The organism is Streptomyces sp. NPDC046939 (assembly GCF_040644575.1).
In the GTDB taxonomy this organism is placed as follows: domain Bacteria; phylum Actinomycetota; class Actinomycetes; order Streptomycetales; family Streptomycetaceae; genus Streptomyces.
This window is the reverse complement of record NZ_JBEYWV010000006.1, coordinates 1-20,741: the sequence shown is the minus strand read 5'-3', so window position 1 is coordinate 20,741 and position 20,741 is coordinate 1. Positions and strand designations below refer to the sequence as shown.

Below are 20,741 nucleotides of genomic sequence, written 5' to 3'. Positions count from 1 at the left end.
TTGCACCTTCCGTAGCGGCATGTGGTCCCGTGGACTGATATCACGATGCCTTAAGGCCGGCATCGTCGAGGTGGTGCAGCACGGCCTCGTGCAGCCGACCCCAGACACCCGCTCTCGACCAGATCAGGAACCGCCGATGCGCGGTCGACTTCGAGAACCCGAAGCACGGCGGCAGCCGTCGCCTGGCACAGCCGCTGACCAGCAGTAGACGATCGCGGCGAACAGCGTCTCATCAGGCGTGTCCGGGGAACGTCAGATGCCGCCTTCCGGCGGACCTGGGCCAAGACCGGCACCGCTCCGCGAGGCGCCCATCTTCCCGGCGGCCCCGCTCCGTTGGGTGATCGAGCGGAGTCTCACCTGGCCGCCAATCAGGAGAATGTTGTATAGCGGGCCCGAGGTTGGTGGGGAGGGTGGGCCACGGCCAGGGCGACGGCCTCTGCGGCCGTGGCGGCTTCGCCGATGAGGCTGTTGTGCGGGCGCTTTTGGACCAGGTAGGGGCTGCGGTTGCGTGAGGGGGCGATGGCCACCTCCACGCGGAACGGGAATCCGGTGCAGGAGCTGAAGCCGAGCGTCCAGTGGCTGGAGAACACGTACAGCTGTCGCATCTGCTGTTCCACATGCGCTGCTTCCACAAGCTCTGCGAACTCATGGAAGTCAGGGGCCTCGGCCGCCTGCTCCCGCATCATCATCCATTGCAGCTCCACCACCGCGGCCGGCCCACGCACGTGAGCCTCGGCACGCGCGGATACCTGCAAGAACGGCAGTTCCTCCTGCAGTTCCTTCAGACTCCTGCCCCCACCCCACCGCCACGCCTGCCCGGACGATGGCCGCGAACTCGGATGTGCCTCCGGTGATGAGCTCAACGCCCTGGCTCCAGCCGGAGACACCGAACCATCGGCACTCGGCCCCGATGTGCACGGACAGCGGCCGCCGCTCGGGAAACGCCGCAGCGATACCCGCCGAAGTGAGTGATCCGCCCTCAGCGGGCGCCACTACGAGAGCGACATCAAGTTCGGCCGCCCTCTGCTCCAATCGAAGCAATGATCATGCTGACTGAGCTCCAGAGCGCCATGCGGGTAAGCGCACCCGTCGGGCGCTGAGCGTCAGCCATGTAACTGTCAATGAACCCGGCAGGCTGAGCACCGGCCTGGCCTCACGGGCCGGCCATGGCGCTCGGTCGCAGCAGTGGTTTCCTGTGCAGCCGCGGCCGGCGGGGGAGAGGCGGCGGACGTACGACAAAGGGGCCGCCCTGCACCAGGGGTGGAGGCGGAGGGTAGGGAACGTCGGTCGCTGCGAGATCGGGGCGGGTGCGGTGCCAGCGGGCGGGTGGCGCCAGCGGCCGAAGGCATCACGGGCGATGTCGACACCGATCTTCACGACCACATGCGGTTCGACGAGCGTGACGTCCAGGGCTTCGCGGCTGTCCCATCCTTCACCTCCGCGCGTAGCTGGGCGCGATAGCGCTGCTCCGTGCGGTTTCCTGGTCCGCGATGGCCATCTGCTCACCCCTTCCTTGTCGTGCTCGCGGGCGTCCGCGGTCCGGGAGAGCGGATGCTCGCACGCTCTGCGTTAGAAGGTATTACGAACGTACTTGACCCTCACTCCATGGTGAGTTATAACTTCTAACGAACGCACCAGCCCCTAATGAAGCTGGTGACGACGAGGGAGGTCGCCATGAACGCCGGAGAAATGATCCAGGTCGTGCTGCCGGGCAAGGTGGAGCCGGAGGAACTGCAGGTGCGGCGGGGTGCCGTCCCGAGCGCCGGGCCGGGGCAGGTCCTCGTCCGTATGGAGGCAACCGGTGTCTCCTTTGCCGAACAGCAGATGCGCCGCGGCCGCTACTACGATCAGCCGCCCTTCCCGTTCGTCCCCGGCTACGACATGGTCGGCACCGTGCTGGCGGCCGGAGACGGAGTCGGTCCCGGCCTCGTCGGTACCCGGGTGGCCGCACTGCTGAAGGTGGGCGGCTGGGCCAGCCACATCGCCCTCGACGCCGCCGACGTGGTGCCGGTCCCGGACGGAATCGGCGCGGCACAGGCGGAGACCATGGTGATCAACGGCATCACGGCCTGGCAGATGCTGCACCGCAAGGCCCGCGTCCGTGCCGGTCAGACCGTCCTGGTGCACGGCGCCAACGGGGGAGTGGGCTCGGTCCTGGTCCAACTCGCACAGGCCGCCGGGGCGAAGGTGATCGGCACAGCCTCCGCGCGCCACCACGCCGCCCTGCGGGAGCGAGGGGTGAGCCCGATCGACTACCGCACCGATGACATCCCCGCCCGCGTCCGCGAGATGGCCCCGCGCGGCGTGGACGCCGTCTTCGATCACGTCGGCGGCCGCGGCATCGTCGACTCGTGGCGCCTGCTCGCGCCCGGCGGCACCCTCGTCTCCTACGGCAGCGCCTCTACCCGCGACGACGAGGGCTCCAAGCAGTGGCCCGTGCTCAAGCTCCTCGGTCGGGTCTGGCTGTGGAACGCCCTGCCCAACCGCCGCCGCGCCTACTTCTTCAACGTCTGGGCCGGCCGAGCCCTGAACCGCAGCCGTTTCCGGGCCAGGCTGCGCGCCGACCTCACCGAGGTCTTCGCAGCCCTCGACCGCGGTGAGATCACCGCCCAGATCGCCGCCGAACTGCCTCTCAGCCGGGTTGCCGAGGCCATGCGGCTGGCCGAATCCGGCACCGTCGCGGGAAAAATCGTCCTGCGCGCCTGACGCGCCACGCGGTAGCCGTCACCCATGTGTTCGCCCGGCGGTCGCAGCGTTCGTGCGTCCCGAACTGTCGACCAGGGCCGGATGGTCGCAGAGGCTGGCGGAATCCGGCAGTGGACCAGACGGTGACCCGGCTGCGCCGTTCTGCGCTCGCAACCGCAGGCATCGGGCGGGCTCCGCCGGGTCCCTGGGGGTGGAGCTCTTCAGCAGCTCCCGCGCCCACTCACTCACCGCCTCGGCCGCATCGACGGCATCGACGTCGTCCAGCGAACTCCTATCCTCGGTCCCGTAAGCCCCATCGACCACCGAACTCCCGCTGCACTCACGGGAGTCGGCGAGGGCTCCGTAGGCCGGAGAAGCAAGGAGATCGTCTGCATCTTCGTCCGGTACGAGAACTACCTGGACCACCAGGGAGGCACTCCCGGCAGGAGCTGGGGCATCATCTTGCGCTTCAGACCATCGAGTTCGCCGAGCTGGGCGCGGTACGTGGTGAGCGTGGCGGCTTCGGCCCCGGAGAGGTCGGCGCCGGTCGCATCACCCGCCCGGGCTCCGGGTCCCCGCTCCCTGAGCGGGTGTGCCGATCACTGGCCCGCGACCGGCTCGCAGATGGCGCTGACCGGCCCCGTGCGTGACGACCGGCCCGTGGTGTTCGGGGGCGGTCGCGGGCCGGTGGGCGGTCAGAACGCGGGAGTGCACGCCTGATGGCCGCCGGCGTCCCGCACACAGGCTTTGGCCCGGTAGCCCGTGCCGTCCCAGTACCAGCCGGTGCGGTCGGTGGCCCCCTGGGTGTACACGGTGTGCGTTCCCGAGACCTGGGACCAGGTGTTCCCGCCGTCGCTCGAACGCATCAGCCATCCGGTGCAGATCTCGTTGGCACCGGCCAGCTGGCTCTGGTACACCTCCGCCTGGGCCGAGGAGGTCGTGTAGTCGTAGTACAGCAGCGCCTCACACCTGCTGCCCGCCCAGGCGCCGTCGACCGGCCGGCCGCCGTGGCGACCGCGGCCGTCCGTAACGCCAGGGGAAGCCGGTTGCCTGTTATGCGCATGTGCCCGCCTCGGTCGTCGGGTTCCCCCACCCCCGGCTCGGAAGCCGTCCCGCGGACTCGGCGCGGGTGTGGGGCGGGTCGGGGCGTCCGTGTGGACACGAAGAGAGGCAAGCACCGTTGCAGTACCAGGGCGCCAACGTCAACGAAGCCCAGTACAACGACCCTGCGCGGCCCCAGCTCGACACCGACGTACCCGGACCGCTACCCGGCCTACGTCCGCTTCGAGCCCGCCTGGCCTCAGCCGGCCTGATGCCTGGAGTGGGCGGACGTCACCGTCAACCCCGCCGCGAAGATCCCCACTACTTTCAAGTACACCCTTGCCGCGGAGTGGGACGATCCCGGCCTAACTGAGTGTGTGGTGCGTGGCTTGGTGTTCGGTCCCGGGTCAGGTGCCGCGCTAGCTGAGGGTGGCTTCGCCGGTGAGGCGGCGGTGGTGCATGAGCCCGTCGATGCTCCGCGCGATGGTCCAGCGGCGCGGAATGATCGTGAACTCCCTGACGCCCGGCGGGTGTCGGACGGGGGGCGTCGATGCCCAGGCGGGCGCCGTGGTGGATGGCGGTGGTGCGGTAGCCGGCGTCCACCCACGCTTTGGTCACCCGCGGGTGGGCCGTGGAGATGCGGCTGAGCAAGGTGACACCGGCCGCGGTGTCGGCGACGCTCGCGGCGGTGACCAGCACGGTCAGCAGCAGGCGCCCCTGGCGCTGCCTTCCGCGCGCCTTCCTCAACGGCCCCCGGCGCGGGCGGACACGGACGGCGAACGGTCATCTGCAGCCCCCAGTGGGGCAGTTGACTCCTACCACCGGCCCACGAGCCACCGACCAGCCGTCAACCCACACCAGTACCGGATTTAACGAACTGCCGGTAACGCACACACCGTCAACAAGATTGAGCTGAAAGAGTATCGGCTCGAAAGCATCGGCGATCAACCAGTCCGTCTCGACACCACTTTGCGGGCGTGAGACAGTCGTGCTAGATACATCTTCTTCAGCAGGAGTAGAAACTGTCGCGGGGTGAGTGGGTTTCCCGCGTGTGCGGCGAATCCGAACGCACCTGCCGGTATCAAGGAGGTCTCTTCACGACGCCCTTCGGCCCCGTACCGCGGCCCGATCGCAGTCACGCTGGAGAGCGCCGCCCCCGGGCACATTCACGGAGAACCGTCCAGGAGTACTAGGTGTCCGTTTCAAGACGCTTGATCTCGCCTGAGGGACGTATCTGGGAAACAGGCGAGATCACGGCCCACGTATTCGCTGCCGCCGAAATTCTCGCCCGTCGCGGCATCGAACCCGGTTCGCGAGTGATGATGAGCGGGCCCAATTCGCTGGAATGGGTTGTGTATTTACTCGCGCTCATTCACCTTGACGCTTCGGTGGTCCTGGCCGATCATCGCGCGACCCCGGCACAGCGATCGCAGATCCGCGCGCAAGCGCGCGTGGTGCTCGAAATCCGCGACAGTACCGGCAACACCGTGACTCCGCGACCCGACTCGCATACGCAGGCCGTGCCCGATGTCGCAGCCTGGGCACAGCGCCTGGACGCCGCCGTCTCGTGGTCGTCGGGTACGACGGGAAACCCCAAGGGCATTGTCCGCTCCGGCCGCTCGATCCTGGACAACCTCGCCCTGAGCGCGGAACGCATGGGGTACCGGCCCGACGACGTCTTCCTGCCCGTCCTGCCGTACTCCCACCAGTACGGCCTGTCGCTGGTCCTCAGCTGGTGGCTGAGCGGTGGCACGCTGATGATCTACGGGCCGACCACGCGCCTGGACCGCGCACTTGAGGTCGGCGTGGCCCACGGCCTCTCCATCGTGGACGGGGCCCCATCGTCGTACTACAGCCTGCTCAACCTGCTCGACCGCCGTCCCGCTCTCGCGAACGCGCTGACGACGGTACGGGCCTGGTGCGTGGGCGGCGCGCCGCTGGGGCGCGACCTGGCGGCCCGGTTCCACGCCCGCACAGGCCACCATCTGCTCGACGGCTATGGGGCGACCGAGGTGGGGAACATCGCGCTGGCGCCCCCTACGGATCCGGTCGGATGCGGCACACCGCTGCCCGGCGTGGTCGTCGAAGTCCACGACGAGCACGGCAGGCCGCTTCCCGCCGGCCGGATCGGCGAACTCGTCGTCCGCAGCGACGGCCTGATGACCGGCTATCTCGGCGATGACGGTGAGATCGTTCCGGTCCCGGGGCCCGTGCACCACACCGGCGACATCGGGCTCCTCGACGGCGCCGGCCGTGTCTTCCCGATCGGCCGCAAGCACGCCGTGCACCGCGACGGCCACACCCTCTACCCCGACCACCTCGCCGAGCGGGCAGAGTCGGCCGGCGCGCAGACAGCGGTCGTCGCCGTCCCCGACGAACGTCTGGGCTCTCGTCTGGTGTTCGTGATCGCGGACCCGGACGGTCACGAGCCCGCGCACTGGCAACGGACGCTGCGCCCGGTGCTCGCCCGCTACGAACAGCCCGACCACATCGTCGTGCTCCCCGCATTGCCCCTCACGAGCACGGGAAAGCCCGACCTGGCCGCTCTGGAGAAGATCGCGATGACCTCGCTGCCCGCTTTACCTCACACGACCACCGACGCCACCGCGTCCGGCCCGACCGGCTACCGCATCCCCTTCGCGGACCGTGTCGACGCGCTGCGCGCGGTGCGCCGGTACGTCGCCGACAACGAAGACGCGGTGATGGACATCCTCACCGAGATCTCGCCCCACCGCACCGCCCGTGCGGAGATTCGCTCGTTCCTCGCCGCCCTTGACGGAGCGGAGGAGGAGATCCGCCGGGTGCGGCCCAGCCGCGTGCCGCGTGCAGCGGTTTTCATGCCCTCCAACATCCCGTTCTATTCATACGCGCTTTACCTCCTGGTGGCGTCCCTCTACAGCGACCGCATCACCTTTCGGCCGTCCTCCGAGATCAAGAGTCAGATGCAGCGCCTGCACACCCTGCTGGCGCCGGTTCACGGCCTACCCATCGATTTGTTCGAGCTCAGCCAGCGCAAGTTCGTGACGGGTCCCGCACGTGAGGCGGACCTCATCGTCTTCACCGGCAATTTCTCCAATGCCGAGATCATCCGCGAAGGGCTGGCGGAAGACCAGCTCTTCCTCTTCTTCGGTCGTGGTATCAACCCTTTCGTGATCGCACCCGATGCCGATCTCACACGCGCCGTGCACGACGTGACGAACATCCGGCTCTTCAACTCGGGCCAGGACTGTTTCGGCCCCGACGTCGTGTTCGTGCCCCAGGGCCGAACCGAGGAATTCGTCGACCTGTTGTCCACCGAACTCGACTCACTGCGTTTCGGCCGGAACAGCGACCCTTCTGTCGACTACGGCCCGATCTACTATGACTCGGCGCTGGTGAACTGCTCGGACTACCTGGTGCGCCATGTGAACCGTATCCGGCACGGCGGACACATCGATCTGCTGTCGCGCAGGATCGAGCCGACCGTGCTGCTGTGGGGCTTCGACGACAAAATGCCGCTGGACGAGATGTTCGCCCCGGTGTTCAACATCGTGGCCTACCCCAGTGCGAGGCGGTTGAGGGAACGGCTGTCGAGCCCGTATTTCAGCGAACGCGCCCTTGGCGCGATGGTCTACGGCAACGATCCGGAGACGGTGAAAGTCCTGGCCAAGCGGCATCAGACCTGTGTCAACCACACACTGCTCGACGCCGACGACGGCAACCGCCCATTCGGCGGGTTCGGGATGAGGGCGAACTACCTCTCCTACGGCGGCGAACGGCACGCCGAACCACTGCTCATGTCGCAGGCCGTGGCACAGAACCTGCCGTCGTCCGCCCCGGTCACGGCGGGCTGGCGGTGACCCGGGTGGGCAAGCGGTACACCGACGCGTGGTCCGCGATCGTCGACCTGCTGGTGGCGAACGGGGTGGACACCTGCTTCGGTCTGCCCGGCGACGACCTGGAGTTGCTGCGCGCCCTCGACCGCGCCGGCGTGGACCTCGTACCGTGCCGTGACCAGCGCAACGCGATGTACATGGCGACCGGTTACGCGCTCCAGTCGGGTCGGCTCGCCGTCTGCGCCCTGGGTAAAGGACCGGCTGTCACGCACGCGGCCACCGGGCTCCTTGAGGCACGAGAGTCCGGTGCACCGGTCTTGGTGCTCGCCGCAGGTGTGCCCGAACGGCGCCGTGGCGGCGGCGGGTTCCAGGAACTCGACCAGGTCGCCGTGACCGCGCCCCTTGTGCGGTGGGCCCACCGGGTGGGACATCCGGACCGGGTCGTCCCCTCGACGGTGACGGCACTGACCCGAGCGTTCGGGCCGCCACCCGGGCCCGTCTACCTGGAGGTGCCCGATGACGTCCGCACGACGGAGATCGTTTTCTCCGGACCGCAGCCGACGCTGCCCGAGCCACTTGTCCTTGAGCCCGGCCCCGTGACGTCGGGACCGGCGCTGGCGGCGATCCGCGCGAGTCGGCGTCCAGTGGTGCTGGTGGGCGGCGGGATGCGGCACCGCAACGCCGACGGTGTGGTCGAGCGCTTCGCTGAACGCCTCGGCGCGGCGCTCTTCACCACCGCGTCCGGCCGCGGTGCCGTCGACGAGTACCACCGGCTGTTCTGCGGTGTGGCCGGCCTCTACGCCACGGCCCCCGCCCAGGAGTTGTGGTCGTCGAGCGACCTGGTGGTGTCGCTCGCCGGGCGGCTCGAGGAGACGGTCGTCGAAGGCGGCATGCCGTGGCCCCCGGTCCCGGTGGTGCAGGTCAACGTCGATCCGGGCGGGCTGTCGGCCGAGTTCCCGGGCCCGCGCGTGCTCGGGGACGCCCGGCATGCCGTGCTGGGCTGGTCGCGGGCGCTGGATGAGGACCGCACGGCCGGGCACACGGACGCGGCCGAGGTGTGGGCGAACGCGATCGACGTCGCGCGCAAGGTCATGTCGCTGGAGGTGGAAGCGGAACTGGCCCGCGCGGCGACGCTGCCGGGGATCCGCGTCGCCGAGCTTCTCGCCGCTCTGGATGCCACCGCCGGTGAGCCCCGTGTGCTGGTCCAGGAGAACGGGTTGCAGGACATGTGGTCCTACTGCTTCCCGTACCACGCCGGCGGCGGGTCCATCGTGCCCTCGGAGCAAACCCCTTTGGGCTTCGGAGCGGCCGCGGCCATCGGGGTCAAGCGGGCCGCCCCGGACCACGAGGTCACCGCGTTCATCGGGGACGGGGCATTCCTCGCGGCCCGCGCGGACATCACCGTCGCCGCTCCGGCCCACGGCGGCGTTCTGTACGTGGTGCTGTGCAACGGCGGCTATGGCTGGCTGGACGCCCAACGCGCCCGCCTCGGCCTCGATGCCGAACGCCATCCCTTCATCCGCCCGGGCGCGCCGCCGCCCGTGGTGGACGGGACGGACATCCACTGTCGAGTGCTGCGTGACAAGTCCGTGCTGACCGAGGAAGTGCTTGCCGCGCGACGGGCCTGCGCGCAGGGAAGCACGGCCGTGCTCATGGTGCCGGTCGCCCCCGACGACATCTGCCCGCCGCTGCGCGATGCCGAGGTGGTTCCGCAGTGACAGACGCGAGGGAGCCAGATGACACCAGGGGCCGCCGGGCTCGGCGCCGGGTGATGGTCACCGGATACGGGGCGGTGACGCCGCTGGGTCACAGCGTCGACGAGACGTGGACGGCGATGCTGGCCGGGCGCAGCGGCATCGACACCGTCGACAGGGTGGATGTGACCGACCTCGACGTCCGTATCGGCGGCCAGGTCCGCGACTTCACCCCCGGCCGCTACATGCCCCCGCCGGTCAGTCGGCGCGCCGACCCGTACGCGCAGTATGCGCTGGCCGCGGCGCTTGAGGCGTGCGAGCACGCCGGGCTCGTCGTCGACGACCGCCTGGCGCCGCGGGTCGCGGTGGTCATCGGCAGCGGCTACGGCCCGGTGGGGGCGATCTACCGTGCCGCGAACACCCTGCGCGACAAAGGGCCACGGGCCATCAGCCCCTTTGCCCAGGTCACGACCGCCATGGACAGCGCTGCCTGCGAGATCAGCATGCGCCTGGGCACGCAGGGGCCCAGCCGTGCCCAGAGCACGGCGTGTGCCAGCGGCGCCGACGCGGTGGGTGCGGGGATGCGCATGATCAGTCATGGGGAGGCGGACGTCGTCCTGGTCGGAGGCGCCGACGCGTGTGTCACCGCCGTCGACCTCGCGGGCAGCGGCAACGCCCGCGCGCTGTCCCGACGCAACGACGACCCGACCGCGGCGTGCCGGCCCTTCGATGTGCACCGCGACGGGTTCGTGATGAGCGAGGGAGCCGCCGTGCTGGTGCTGGAGGCCGCCGAGGTGGCCGACGGGCGAGGGGCGACGGCTCTGGCCGAACTCCCGGGCTACGGGGCGAGCTCGGACGCTCATCACTGGACCGCCCCGCATCCGCAGGGACGGGGCGCGTGCCTCGCCGTCGAGGCGGCGCTGCGCGACGCGGGGATCACGGGGGAGGACGTGGACTACGTCAATGCGCACGGCACCGGAACGCTGTTGAACGACGCCACCGAAACGGCCGTCCTGCGCAAGGTCCTCGGCGACCGGGTCACCCGGATCCCGGTGAGCTCCACCAAGTCCATGACGGGGCACATGATCGGGGCTGCCGGAGCGGTCGAGCTCGTGACTTCCATCCAGGTCCTTCGCACGGGTGATGTCCCGCCGACGATCAACTGCGACGAGCCGATCGATCCGGACATCAACTTCGTACCGCACCACACGCAGCACCACGAGGGCCTACGGACAGCCCTCAGCAACTCGTTCGGTTTCGGCGGTCACAACGCCGCTCTCGTGGTCCGAGCCGTATGAGGCCCCGGGCCGTGCACCACCTGCCGGAACCGGCCCCGCCCCCGGCCTCCGTCACTCGCAGCGGGCCGCTGACCTGGATCCAGCAGTGGCACTGGTTCGAGCGCACCATTCCCGCACCGCGGCGCGTGAACCCGACGCCGCTCGCCGACCACTGCCACGTCCCGCCCTCGGCGACCGTCGCCGACGTCCACAGGGCGCTCGCGTCCCTCACCGCCCGCCACGAGGCCCTGCGCACCACTGTCGACCCACTGCGCCCGATCCAACACGTCCACCGTGCGGACTGGGCCCCGCTGCCCGTCGACCGCGTCGAGGTGCCCGTCGTCGATGCCACCACCCTGGAGGCCGCCACGGCAGCGCTCGCCGCCTGCCCGATCGACCCCGAGCGAACTCCCCCCTGGCGCGCCAGAGTGCTGCTGGAGGCAGGAAAGCCCCGCGCGGTCCTGGTCGCCGCCCACCACGTGCTCATCGACGGCTGGGGGCTGGCAGAACTGATCAACCAACTGCACGCTCACCTGCGCGGCGACCAAGCGCCGGCGGAGTCGTCCACGCATCCGCTCGACACCATCCCCGGCCAGAACCTGGAACGCGCCCGCGCGGCGGAGCGCGAGTGGCTCATGCGTTTCGAGGCCAACCCGGCCGGCGTGCTGGCCCCGTTCGGCGGGACCGACGGCGGCGGCGGGCGCCACCGCCTCCAGCACCGCTCGGTGGCCGCGTACGGCGACCTCGACCGCGTCGCCCGGCGCTACCGAGCCAGCCCGGAGGCCGTGGTGCTCGCTGCGCTGGCCCACGACGTTGCCACCCGCACGGGCGAACACCGATTCCTCGCCTCCGTCGTGGTCTCCAACCGGACCCGAGCCGCGCTGCGCAGCAGCATCGGCGTCCGGGCCCTGACGGTCCCGGTACAGATCGATCTCCGTCCGGGCGCCGGGTTCAGCGAGGTGGTCGCCTCCGTCGTCGACGCCTCCGCCGCCGCCTACCGGCACGGTCAGTGGCGGCCCGCGGAGCTGGTCGCCGCCCAGGCCCGCATGGACCGCCGCCGCGGCGTCGTGACCGTACCCACCATCGAGTACAACTGCTATGCGTGGCCACGCGATTACCTCGTCCCCGTACCGCACACTCTGCCGGACGGGTCCGCCACCTGGGTGAGCAGCGCGCCGGACGAGCCATGCGAGACGCTGTACGTCGACTTCAGCCGCGACGGGGGAGTGGTCACCCTCGACGTCACCGTCGGGGACCACCTCCTCGACGCCGGACAGGCCGCGGCTCTGCCCGCCCGACTGTGCGGTCTCCTGCGCGCGCTCGCCGACGGTGCCGAATGCCCGGTCCCGGCAGGCTCGCTGACACCCGCGGCCTCGGGATGGTGGCGCGCTCCGCAGGGATGGGTGTGCCCGGCCAAGGTCGAAGACGTGTTGCGCGGCCACCCCGGAGTGCTGGACGTGACGGTGGCCACCAGCGGGAACACTCCAGGGGAAGGCGACGAGCCACCGCAGCTCGTCGCGCACGCCCGCACCGCCCCCTACGTCACCGCCGCCGACCTGCACCGCCACGTCCTGGACCACCTCGGCGAAGTGCCCGGTCTCCTGGCCCCCGGCCGCTATGTCCTCACCCCGGCCGGCAGCCTCGCAGCCGGTCGGACATCCGACCGCTCCCGCACCGCCAACGCCGGCAGGGCAACCCCGCGGGTCCCGTCGCGCCCGCCCACGACGGGGCCCGAACGGGCCCTCGCCACCGTCGTGGCCGCAGCCGGACCCCGCAGTCCGGCGCTCCGCTCGTTCGACGGCCCCGACGCGGTGGACATGAACCGTAGTCTCGCCGACCACGGCGTCACCCTGGTCGCCATCCCCCGTCTCCTGGCACTGCTCCACCAGTCCGGCTTCACCGGGATCGCCTCGGACGAACTGATCGGAACGGCCTCGCTCGGCCACCTCGCCGCAGCCCTGGAGCCCATACCGCCATGCGCCCACCGTGGAGGAGAAACCTCACCATGACCGCGCACCACACTCCCGCGACCTCCGTGGACCGCCTGGCCCCGTGGGCCTTCGCCGCCTTCGTCGAAGCGAACACGCACGAAACCGCCTACCGCCCACCGGTGGTGGACGGCCCCGTCGGACCGACCATCATCCGCAACGGCCGCCCGTTGGTGAACTTCGCCAGCATCAGCTTCCTCGACCTGGAACGCCACGTCCCGCTACAACGTCACTTCGCCGAGGGGGCGCGCGCCCACGGCCTGAGCACCAGCGGATCCAGGATGACCCAGGGAATCTGCCGCCCGCACCAAGTCCTCGAGGAAACGATCGCCCACCACACCGGCAAAGAGCGAGCCATCAGCTTCGCCACGGGACTGCTGGCCAACATCGGGTTCGTCCACGCCATGAGCAGTTCCGCGCACTTCGACACGGGGATCGAGGTCCGCAACCACGACACCGTCTTCGTCGTCGACCGTGACGTCCACTGGAGTATCTGGAAGGGCGTCGAAGGACTCGGCTACGGCCGCAACGTCCACGCGTTCCGGCACAACGACACCGCCGACCTGGCACGCATCCTGGACCGGATCCGGCCGGGCAAGACCGTGGTGATCGCCGAGAGCATCTACTCGGCCGACGGCACCATGGGACCGATCGTGGAGATCCTCGACGAGTGCGACCGGCACGGCGCCATCAGCATGATCGACGACGCGAACGGCTTCATGGTGTACGGACCCCAGAACCGTCCCTACGCCCGCGAGGCGGCCGCGATCCGGGAACGGGCCGACTTCGTCATGGTGTCCCTGTCGAAGGCCATCGGCCTTGAAGGCGGCGCGATCGCCGGACCGGCGGCGGCCATCGACGCCTTCGAACTGCTCTCCGGCACCTCGATGTTCACGGCCGCCATCCAGCCACCCACCGCTTATGCCGCCAAGCGCACGATCGATGCCCTCGCTGCCAATCCGAAGATCGTCGACGACTACTTGGCGCACGCCGCCCGCCTGCGCCGACAGATGCACGAGGCCGGCACGCCGACCACGCCGACCGAGTCGTACATGCTCTCGGTACCGATCGGGAACGACGCCGCCGCCCTGCAGATGCGGGAGTGGTTCGTCGAGGACGGCTACCTCGTGCCCGTCTTCTCCTACCCGGCCGTCTCCCGCAACCAGGCGCTGCTGCGCCTGTTCCCGCACGCGGGCCACACCGAGGAGCAGGTGGACGGCTTCCTACGCACCCTCCTCGCCTACCGACGCCGTCTCGGGCTCTGACGTCCCCACCGGGGCCCCGCCGCGCGAACCGATGATCGACGGGCGCGACCGGCCGAGTCGGCCCCGCCCCCCTAGGAGGAACCCGTGGAGTGACCACCGAGAAGTCCTTCACCGCCGACCTCGACATCGACTCCCTGTCGATGGTGGAGATCACCGTGGCGGTCGAGGACGAGTTCGAGGTGAAGATCCCGGACGGCCGGGTCACGGAGTCAACCGCGGGTGACCGTTGCCGCACGGCTCGGCACGTGCAGCCCAAGGACCGTTCCCTGTACGAACAAGACTGCTTCGGGAGGATGCGCTGTGCACGGAATGATGCCGCACAAGGGCGGGCGGCCATGAGCGTCCTCGATCGCTTCCGGCTCGACGGTCGCGTCGCCGTGGTCACCGGCGCCTCCTCCGGGCTGGGCATCGCCTTCGCCACCGCGCTGGCCGAGGCCGGCGCCGATATCGTGCTCGCGGCGCGGCGCATCGAGAGGCTGGAGCCCGTGGGCACGGCCGTCGAGAAGCTGGGCCGCCGGGCCGTCGCCGTGCGTACCGACATTGCCAAGCCGGAGGACTGCCGCGCCCTGATCGAGACAGCCGTGCAGGCACTCGGGCGGGTGGACATCCTCGTCAACAACGCCGGAATCAGCAGCGAACAACCCGCGGAGGAGGAGACACCGGAGCAGTTCCGCGAGGTCGTCGACATCAATCTCAACGGCTCCTACTGGATGGTTCAGGCCGCGGGCGCTGTGATGGCGCCCGGTAGTGCCATCGTCAACGTGTCGAGCGTCCTCGCGCTGGTCACGGCCGGTCTGCCGCAGGCCGCCTACTCGGCGTCCAAGGCCGGGATCCTCGGGCTCACCCGCGATCTCGCCCAGCAGTGGACCCCCGGCAAGGGCATCCGCGTGAACGCCCTCGCGCCGGGCCTCTTCACCTCGCCGATGACCGACGGCTATGCCGACGGCTACGTTGAGGCGATGATGCCCCGGGTGCTCACGGGCCGCGTCGGGCAGCCCGAGGAACTCGCCGCGGCCTTGGTCTTCCTCGTCTCCGACGCGGCGTCCTACATCACCGGCACCACCCTGGTGGTCGACGGGGGCACGCACATCGCATAGGGCCACGCAACGCGGACCCCGCCGGCCATGCTGAGGGGCTGCCACCGGGCGACGCTCCTGTGACTGACGTATGCGGCGAGATCACTGAAGAGGAAGCGTTCCGCGGCCGCGATCTCCTCTGGCCGAGCAGCGCCTACCACCGGAATCTGCGACTGGATGTGTTCATGTTGTCGATCAGTGAGCGACGGGGTCATGGCCGTCTCGGTACCACCGGGCGCGAACCCGTCGACGGTGACGCCGCAGGTGCCGCGTGTACGAGTGAGTCAGCCACGTCCGGCCCTGGATACCGCATGCCTGGCGCGCGAGATCGACGTGGACGCGTGCCTCGCCACGCGCAATGCCGCCGTCAGGCTGGTGTCCCCGGTGGTGAATCCGCTCTCGTCCGCCTGCGGGAGGAGCAGATGACGGGCCATGGAGGTGCGGGTGACGACGGGCCGTACCGACGTCCGCCGCGCCTGAACGGCAGTGAAGCCGCGGGCATGTCACGGGCGCTGCGGACGCGCGTCGCATCTCCGGGCTCGGGCTGGCAAGCATCGCGGCTGCCCAACGGGGTCTACCGTGCCTGTGCCGGGGCGCGGGCACGGCCACTTGTTGCCGTGCTGCGGAGGACGGTGTGGCGAGGGCAGGCACCGGGCGGGGCTGGACATCGGTGCGGTGAGCACGTCGCGCACCATGATGCCCTTCCGGCCCTGGGCAGCGACAAAGGATGGGTCTGTGGCACAGGGCAGGGTGGGGTGTCGGCCTTGGACCTTACGTGTCGGCCGGTCGGTACTTGCACACGCCTGGTTTTCGGCACGTGCCTGCCACCGACCCAGCTGGGAAGGCCAGGCCCGCTACACGGTCCGGCGTTGAAGCCGGGGAGTCCTGCATTCGGGGCCATACCATTCGACAGCCCGGGGGGTCGGCGATGACGACGAAGCCGACCACCCCTGCCCTTCCGCGTGAACCGCTGGGCGATCCGCGTCTACGCCGCCTGGTTGTGGGTGAAGGGCTGGCGGCCGTGGTCGATGCGCTGTTCCTCATATGGCTCACGCTCTTCGTGCTCGAACTGTCAGAACCCGGAATCACCACGGGGCTGGTTCTCGTGGCCGTGGCGCTGCCGCGAGCAGCGCTGCTGCTTCCCGCGGGAGTGCTGGTCGACCGGATCGGTCCCGCGCGGGTCGTGGCCAGTGCTGCCTGGCTCCGGGTCGCGGTCCTGCTCGTCCTCGGCGCCTTGGTCACCTTGACCTTGCCATCGGTGATGGCGGTCGCGCTGCTCGGCGGGCTACTCGGCGCCGCCGACGCGGCGTATTTCCCGGCGGCCCTGGCGTTGATACCTGCCGTCGTGCCGACCGAGCGGCTCTCCCGGGTCAACGCGCTGGTGCAGGGGGCGGAGTCGGCGGGCGATCTGGTCGGCCCGGCGGTGGCCGCCGGAGCCATCGCCGCAGTGGGCTTCAACGCGACGCTCGGTGTGATCGTGGCGTTGGCCGCGTTGGCTGCCGCCGCACTCAGCAGGCTCATCCGCGTGGTGCGACGCGACGAAGGCGCCGGGGACGATGCCGGTCCTGACGTCATCGACGGCGAGCAGCTCAGCACTGCACGCGCCCTCGGCGCGGGTTTGCGATACGCCTGGCATGAACCGCTGGTGCGGGGAATGCTGGCGGCGATCGCCCTGATCAACATCACGGTCGTGGGCCCGGTGCTGGTGGGCGGCGCGGTGCTCGCCGATCAACGCCTAGGTGGCGCCGGGGCGTTGGGCATCGTGCTCTCCGGTTTCGGTGCCGGATCACTGGCCGGGTCCCTGATCGCCGGGTGGCGGCCGCCCGCCCGGCGCGGCTGGACCGTGGCCGGCGGGGTCGCCGCGATCGGCGCGGGCCTGGCCGGACTCGCCGCCGTCACCCATGTGATCGCCGCGACAGCGGTCGTCTCGCTCATCGGCCTGGGGTCCGGCTTCCTCGGAGTGGTCATCGTCGCCACGCTGCAGGAGCGGGTACCCAACCAACTGCTGGGCCGAGTGCTGAGCCTCGTCGTGCTGGCCACGGTGGCGTTCGACCCGCTCTCCTACGTACTGGCCGCCGTCCTGCTCCCGTACGGCACGACGGCACTGTTCCTGGTCTGCGGGAGCGCCGTCCTGGCGTGCGCCGCCCTGGTCGCCGCGAGCCCAGCGATCCGGTCCCTGCGTTGAGCTTCTCGTTCCCCCTCCGAGCCATGACCCGGCCGCCGACCGAGAGACAGCCCTGCGTGCGGTGGCCGAGCCGGCTCGCCGGGCCCAGGAGGCCGGTCGGCCGCGTCCCGGCTTCGTCGTCGACGGTCTGATCCTGGTGCTCATGGCCCATTGGGGCGTCCCGGACGTGCTGAGTACCACCGCCACGATGCTGGTCCTGGCGGGAAGGGCAGGGATCGCGGTGAACTGGCAGCCAGCAGGAAACGGCGGTCTCAACGATGTTCAGGTCCCGGCGGCCCCGGTTTCCTCTGAGGAGGCTTGGGCAGCCGCCCTCCAGTGCAAGTCACGCAATCTGGGCCGCTTGATGGCGGCCTGAGCCTGGTCTGCCCCACGCTGGACCAAGGACCCGGCCAAGTGTTCCGCCCCTCCGCACCCCGCATCGCATCCCCGATCCCCACCGCGGCCGATTCGGCGCTCGGGTGCGCGGGGAAGGGGCTGGCCGAGGCCCGCCCTGGCCCACGGCGCCGGGCGGATGGCGGAGTCCGGGTTCGCCACAGCGCTGACATCGACGCGGGCATGGAACTGGGCTGCGCCCACCCTGTGGGTCCGCTGAAGCTCGCCGACTTGATCGGCCTGGACACCGTCGCCTCGATCGCCGATTCCCTCCACGACGAGTTCCGCGAATCTCTCCACGCCCCGCGACCAGGGCTGAGGGGCTCGCACCGCCGCAGGGGTGAGGGGCCCGCGCGGCGCGACTGGGAAAGGGCGGGAAGTGCGAGTGCGGCGCTTCCCGCTCTTCGCTGTACCTCTTTCGGCACGCTCTTCCTCACCTTCCGGATTCTGGACGGTGCTCTTCCTTTCGCGGCGCCACCCCGTAGGCTGACCGCAGCAGCTGGTTCGCCCCGTCCGCCAGGCGGGGTGTCGTAAGAGGGAACCCGGTGGGAATCCGGGACTGCCCCGCAGCGGTGAGCGAGAACGACCGCCGTCACACGCACTGGGTCCGACGTACCGGACCCGGGAAGCGACGGCCAGTAGGTGTCCTCCGTCATGGAGGGCGTGCCCGCGAGTCCGAAGACCTGCCAACTGCCCGCGTGCGGACCATTCCGTGCGCGGACATCCCGGTGACCTCGAGGGCGGGTCGGCGTACACACCAGACGGTACGACCGTGCTTTTGCCGCGCGGGGTCGTGGCCGTCCGGTTCGTCATTCCCTTCGCGCTCTCGTCCCATCACCAGGGAAATTCATCTCGCGAAGGAGATCTCCGTGACATCGAAGTCCGCAGCCGCGGCAGCACGGGCCACCGTGTACGGCTACCCCCGCCAGGGCCAGAACCGTGAACTGAAGAAGGCCATCGAGGGCTACTGGAAGGGCACCGTCACCGCTGACGCCCTCCGGGACACCGCCGCCGAGCTCCGGCGCAGCAACTGGCAGCACCTCGCCGGCGCCGGCATCCACGAGGTACCCACCGGCGACTCCTCGTACTACGACCACGTCCTCGACACCACCGTCATGGTGGGAGCCATCCCCGAGCGACACCGCGCCGCCGTCGCGGCGAACGCTACGGACGGCTACTTCGCGATGGCCCGCGGTACCCAAGAGGTCGCTCCGCTGGAGATGACCAAGTGGTTCGACACCAACTACCACTACCTGGTCCCCGAACTGGGCCCCGACACCGTCTTCACGGCCGACTCCACCAAGCAGGTCGCCGAGCTGAAAGAAGCCCTCGCCCAGGGCCTGACCGCACGGCCCGTGCTGGTCGGCCCCGTCACATACCTCCTGCTCGCCAAGCCCGCACCCGGCGTGCCGGCCGACTTCGAGCCGCTCACTCTCCTGGACCGGCTGCTTCCCGTGTACGCCGAGGTGATCGCCGACCTGCGCGCGGCGGGCGCCGAGTGGGTCCAGCTGGACGAGCCCGCCCTCGTGCAGGACCGCACCCCGGCCGAGCTGAACGCGGCCGAGCGTGCCTACCGCGACCTCGGCGTCCTCACCGACCGGCCCAAGCTGCTCGTCGCCTCCTACTTCGACCGGCTTGGCAACGCCCTTCCCGTCCTTGCCAAGGCACCGGTCGAAGGGCTGGCGCTAGACTTCACGGAGGCCGCCGCCGCCAACCTGGACGCCCTGGCCGCCGTCGGCGGGCTGCCCGGCAAGCGCCTGGTCGCCGGTATCGTCAACGGCCGCAACATCTGGATCAACGACCTGCACAAGTCGCTGTCCACCCTCGGCACCCTCCTCGGGCTCGCCGACCGCGTCGATGTCGCCGCCTCCTGCTCCCTGCTGCACGTGCCGCTGGACGCCGCTGCCGAGCGCGACATCGAGCCGCAGATCCTGCGCTGGCTGGCCTTCGCCAAGCAGAAGACCGCCGAGATCGTCACCCTCGCCAAGGGCCTCGCCCAGGGCACCGACACCATCGCCGGCGAACTCGCCGCCAACCGCGCCTACCTGGCCGCCCGCGCGGAATCGCCGATCACCCGTGACCCGGCCGTACGAGCCCGCTCCGAGGCCGTGACGGACGCCGACGCGCGCCGCTCCCAGCCGTACGCCGAACGCGCCGCCGCCCAGCGCGCCCATCTCGGCCTGCCGCTGCTGCCGACCACGACCATCGGCTCGTTCCCGCAGACCACCGAACTGCGCACCGCCCGCGCCGACCTGCGCGCCGGCCGCATCGACACGGCCGGCTACGAGGAACGCATCAAGGCGGAGATCCAGGAGGTCATCTCCTTCCAGGAGAAGACCGGTATCGACGTCCTGGTGCACGGCGAGCCCGAGCGCAATGACATGGTCCAGTACTTCGCCGAGCAGCTCACCGGATACCTCGCCACCCAGCACGGCTGGGTCCAGTCGTACGGCACCCGCTACGTCCGCCCGCCCATCTTGGCCGGCGACATCTCCCGCCCCAAGCCGATGACGGTGCGCTGGACCGCCTACGCCCAGTCGCTCAGCGACCGCCCCGTCAAGGGCATGCTCACCGGCCCGGTCACCATGCTCGCCTGGTCCTTCGTCCGCGACGACCAGCCCCGCGGCGACACCGCCCGCCAGGTCGCCCTCGCCCTGCGCGACGAGGTCAACGACCTGGAGGCCGCCGGCACCTCCGTCATCCAGGTGGACGAGCCCGCGCTGCGCGAAACGCTGCCGCTGCGGGCCGCCGACCATGCCGCCTATCTGGCCTGGGCCACGGAGGCGTTCCGGCTCAGCACGAGCGGAGTGCGGCCGGACACCCAAATCCACACCCACATGTGCTACGCCGAGTTCGGCGACATCGTCGAGGCCATCGATGACCTCGACGCCGACGTCATCAGTCTGGAGGCCGCCCGCTCCCACATGCAGGTCGCCCGCGAACTGGCCGCCCACGGCTATCCGCGCGAGGCCGGGCCGGGCGTGTACGACATCCACTCCCCGCGCGTCCCGAGCGCTGAGGAGGCCGCGGACCTCCTGCGCACCGGTCTGAAGGCGATCCCGGCCGAGCGGCTGTGGGTCAACCCCGACTGCGGCCTGAAGACCCGCGGCTGGTCCGAGACCCGCGCCTCCCTGGAGAACCTGGTCGCCGCCGCCCGCACCGTCCGGAGCGAGCTGCCCGCCTCCTGACCGAGGAACCCAGTGGGGGGGGGGGGGCCCCCCCGCCCCCCCCCCCCCCCCCCCCCCCCCCCCCCCACCCCCCCCACACCCCCCCCCCCCACCCCCCCCAACCCCCCCCCCCCCCCCCCCCCCCCACCACCAAAAACACACACCACCCACCCCAC

Annotated in this window: 11 protein-coding genes, 4 pseudogenes and 1 riboswitch; of the genes and pseudogenes, 11 read left to right on the top strand and 4 right to left on the bottom strand. The window is 70.4% G+C overall.

Annotated features, from left to right (window positions below; all coding sequences use genetic code 11):
- Positions 1 to 52 precede the first annotated feature (52 nt).
- Together ABZ877_RS08410 and ABZ877_RS08405 are read right to left on the bottom strand one after the other, a co-directional pair.
- Positions 53 to 270, bottom strand: a pseudogene (locus tag ABZ877_RS08410) (transposase); the annotation flags it as partial.
- A gap of 98 nt (positions 271 to 368) precedes the next feature.
- Positions 369 to 755 (bottom strand): DUF6193 family natural product biosynthesis protein, encoded by a 387-nt coding sequence (locus tag ABZ877_RS08405; protein ID WP_361066434.1) that lies wholly within the window; start codon positions 753 to 755, stop codon positions 369 to 371.
- A gap of 919 nt (positions 756 to 1,674) precedes the next feature.
- On the opposite strand from ABZ877_RS08405, the gene ABZ877_RS08400 reads away from it, so the two are divergent.
- Entirely contained in the window at positions 1,675 to 2,706 is a 1,032-nt protein-coding gene (locus ABZ877_RS08400; protein ID WP_361066431.1) for a medium chain dehydrogenase/reductase family protein, read from the top strand.
- Positions 2,707 to 3,380: 674 nt separating this feature from the next.
- On the opposite strand, the gene ABZ877_RS08395 is transcribed toward ABZ877_RS08400, so the two are convergent.
- Positions 3,381 to 3,602 (bottom strand): hypothetical protein, encoded by a 222-nt coding sequence (locus ABZ877_RS08395; protein ID WP_361066429.1) that lies wholly within the window; start codon positions 3,600 to 3,602, stop codon positions 3,381 to 3,383.
- Positions 3,603 to 4,919: 1,317 nt separating this feature from the next.
- Between ABZ877_RS08395 and ABZ877_RS08390 the strand changes: the two genes are divergently transcribed.
- The 6 genes from ABZ877_RS08390 (at position 4,920) to ABZ877_RS08365 (ending at position 14,862) form a co-directional block, all read left to right on the top strand.
- On the top strand, positions 4,920 to 7,565 hold the full coding sequence (locus tag ABZ877_RS08390; protein ID WP_361066426.1) for an aldehyde dehydrogenase family protein: 2,646 nt from the start codon (positions 4,920 to 4,922) through the stop codon (positions 7,563 to 7,565).
- A gap of 5 nt (positions 7,566 to 7,570) precedes the next feature.
- Positions 7,571 to 9,259 carry a thiamine pyrophosphate-binding protein gene (locus ABZ877_RS08385; RefSeq protein ID WP_361066423.1) on the top strand — a complete coding sequence of 563 codons (1,689 nt, stop codon included), beginning with the start codon at positions 7,571 to 7,573 and terminating at the stop codon, positions 9,257 to 9,259.
- Positions 9,256 to 10,533: a beta-ketoacyl-ACP synthase II gene (gene fabF / locus ABZ877_RS08380; protein WP_361066420.1), complete on the top strand. Its 1,278-nt coding sequence runs from the start codon at positions 9,256 to 9,258 to the stop codon at positions 10,531 to 10,533. The genes ABZ877_RS08385 and fabF overlap by 4 nt, the downstream gene beginning before the upstream one ends.
- A gap of 11 nt (positions 10,534 to 10,544) precedes the next feature.
- Complete coding sequence (locus ABZ877_RS08375; RefSeq protein WP_361066417.1) at positions 10,545 to 12,521, top strand: condensation domain-containing protein; 1,977 nt, start codon at positions 10,545 to 10,547, stop codon at positions 12,519 to 12,521.
- Entirely contained in the window at positions 12,518 to 13,765 is a 1,248-nt protein-coding gene (locus ABZ877_RS08370) for an aminotransferase class I/II-fold pyridoxal phosphate-dependent enzyme (RefSeq protein ID WP_361066414.1), read from the top strand. The genes ABZ877_RS08375 and ABZ877_RS08370 overlap by 4 nt, the downstream gene beginning before the upstream one ends.
- Before the next feature lie 89 nt (positions 13,766 to 13,854).
- Positions 13,855 to 14,862 (top strand): SDR family oxidoreductase, encoded by a 1,008-nt coding sequence (locus ABZ877_RS08365; RefSeq protein ID WP_361066411.1) that lies wholly within the window; start codon positions 13,855 to 13,857, stop codon positions 14,860 to 14,862.
- Here ABZ877_RS08365 and ABZ877_RS08360 read toward each other — a convergent pair.
- A pseudogene (locus ABZ877_RS08360) lies at positions 14,811 to 15,098 on the bottom strand (hypothetical protein); the annotation flags it as partial. The gene ABZ877_RS08365 and the pseudogene ABZ877_RS08360 sit on opposite strands and share 52 nt — an antisense overlap.
- A 671-nt stretch (positions 15,099 to 15,769) precedes the next feature.
- Between ABZ877_RS08360 and ABZ877_RS08355 the strand changes: the two are divergent.
- The 4 genes and pseudogenes from ABZ877_RS08355 to metE all read left to right on the top strand — a co-directional run bounded on the left by ABZ877_RS08355 (position 15,770) and on the right by metE (position 20,586).
- Entirely contained in the window at positions 15,770 to 17,026 is a 1,257-nt protein-coding gene (locus ABZ877_RS08355) for an MFS transporter (protein ID WP_361066408.1), read from the top strand.
- A 13-nt stretch (positions 17,027 to 17,039) separates the two neighbouring features.
- Positions 17,040 to 17,192 (top strand): annotated as a pseudogene (locus ABZ877_RS08350) (TetR/AcrR family transcriptional regulator); the annotation flags it as partial.
- A 342-nt stretch (positions 17,193 to 17,534) separates the two neighbouring features.
- Positions 17,535 to 17,704 (top strand): annotated as a pseudogene (locus ABZ877_RS08345) (3-hydroxyacyl-CoA dehydrogenase family protein); the annotation flags it as partial.
- Positions 17,705 to 17,881: 177 nt separating this feature from the next.
- Positions 17,882 to 18,104, top strand: a riboswitch (cobalamin riboswitch).
- Positions 18,105 to 18,267: 163 nt separating this feature from the next.
- Positions 18,268 to 20,586: a 5-methyltetrahydropteroyltriglutamate--homocysteine S-methyltransferase gene (gene metE / locus ABZ877_RS08340; protein ID WP_361066406.1), complete on the top strand. Its 2,319-nt coding sequence runs from the start codon at positions 18,268 to 18,270 to the stop codon at positions 20,584 to 20,586.
- Positions 20,587 to 20,741 lie beyond the last annotated feature (155 nt).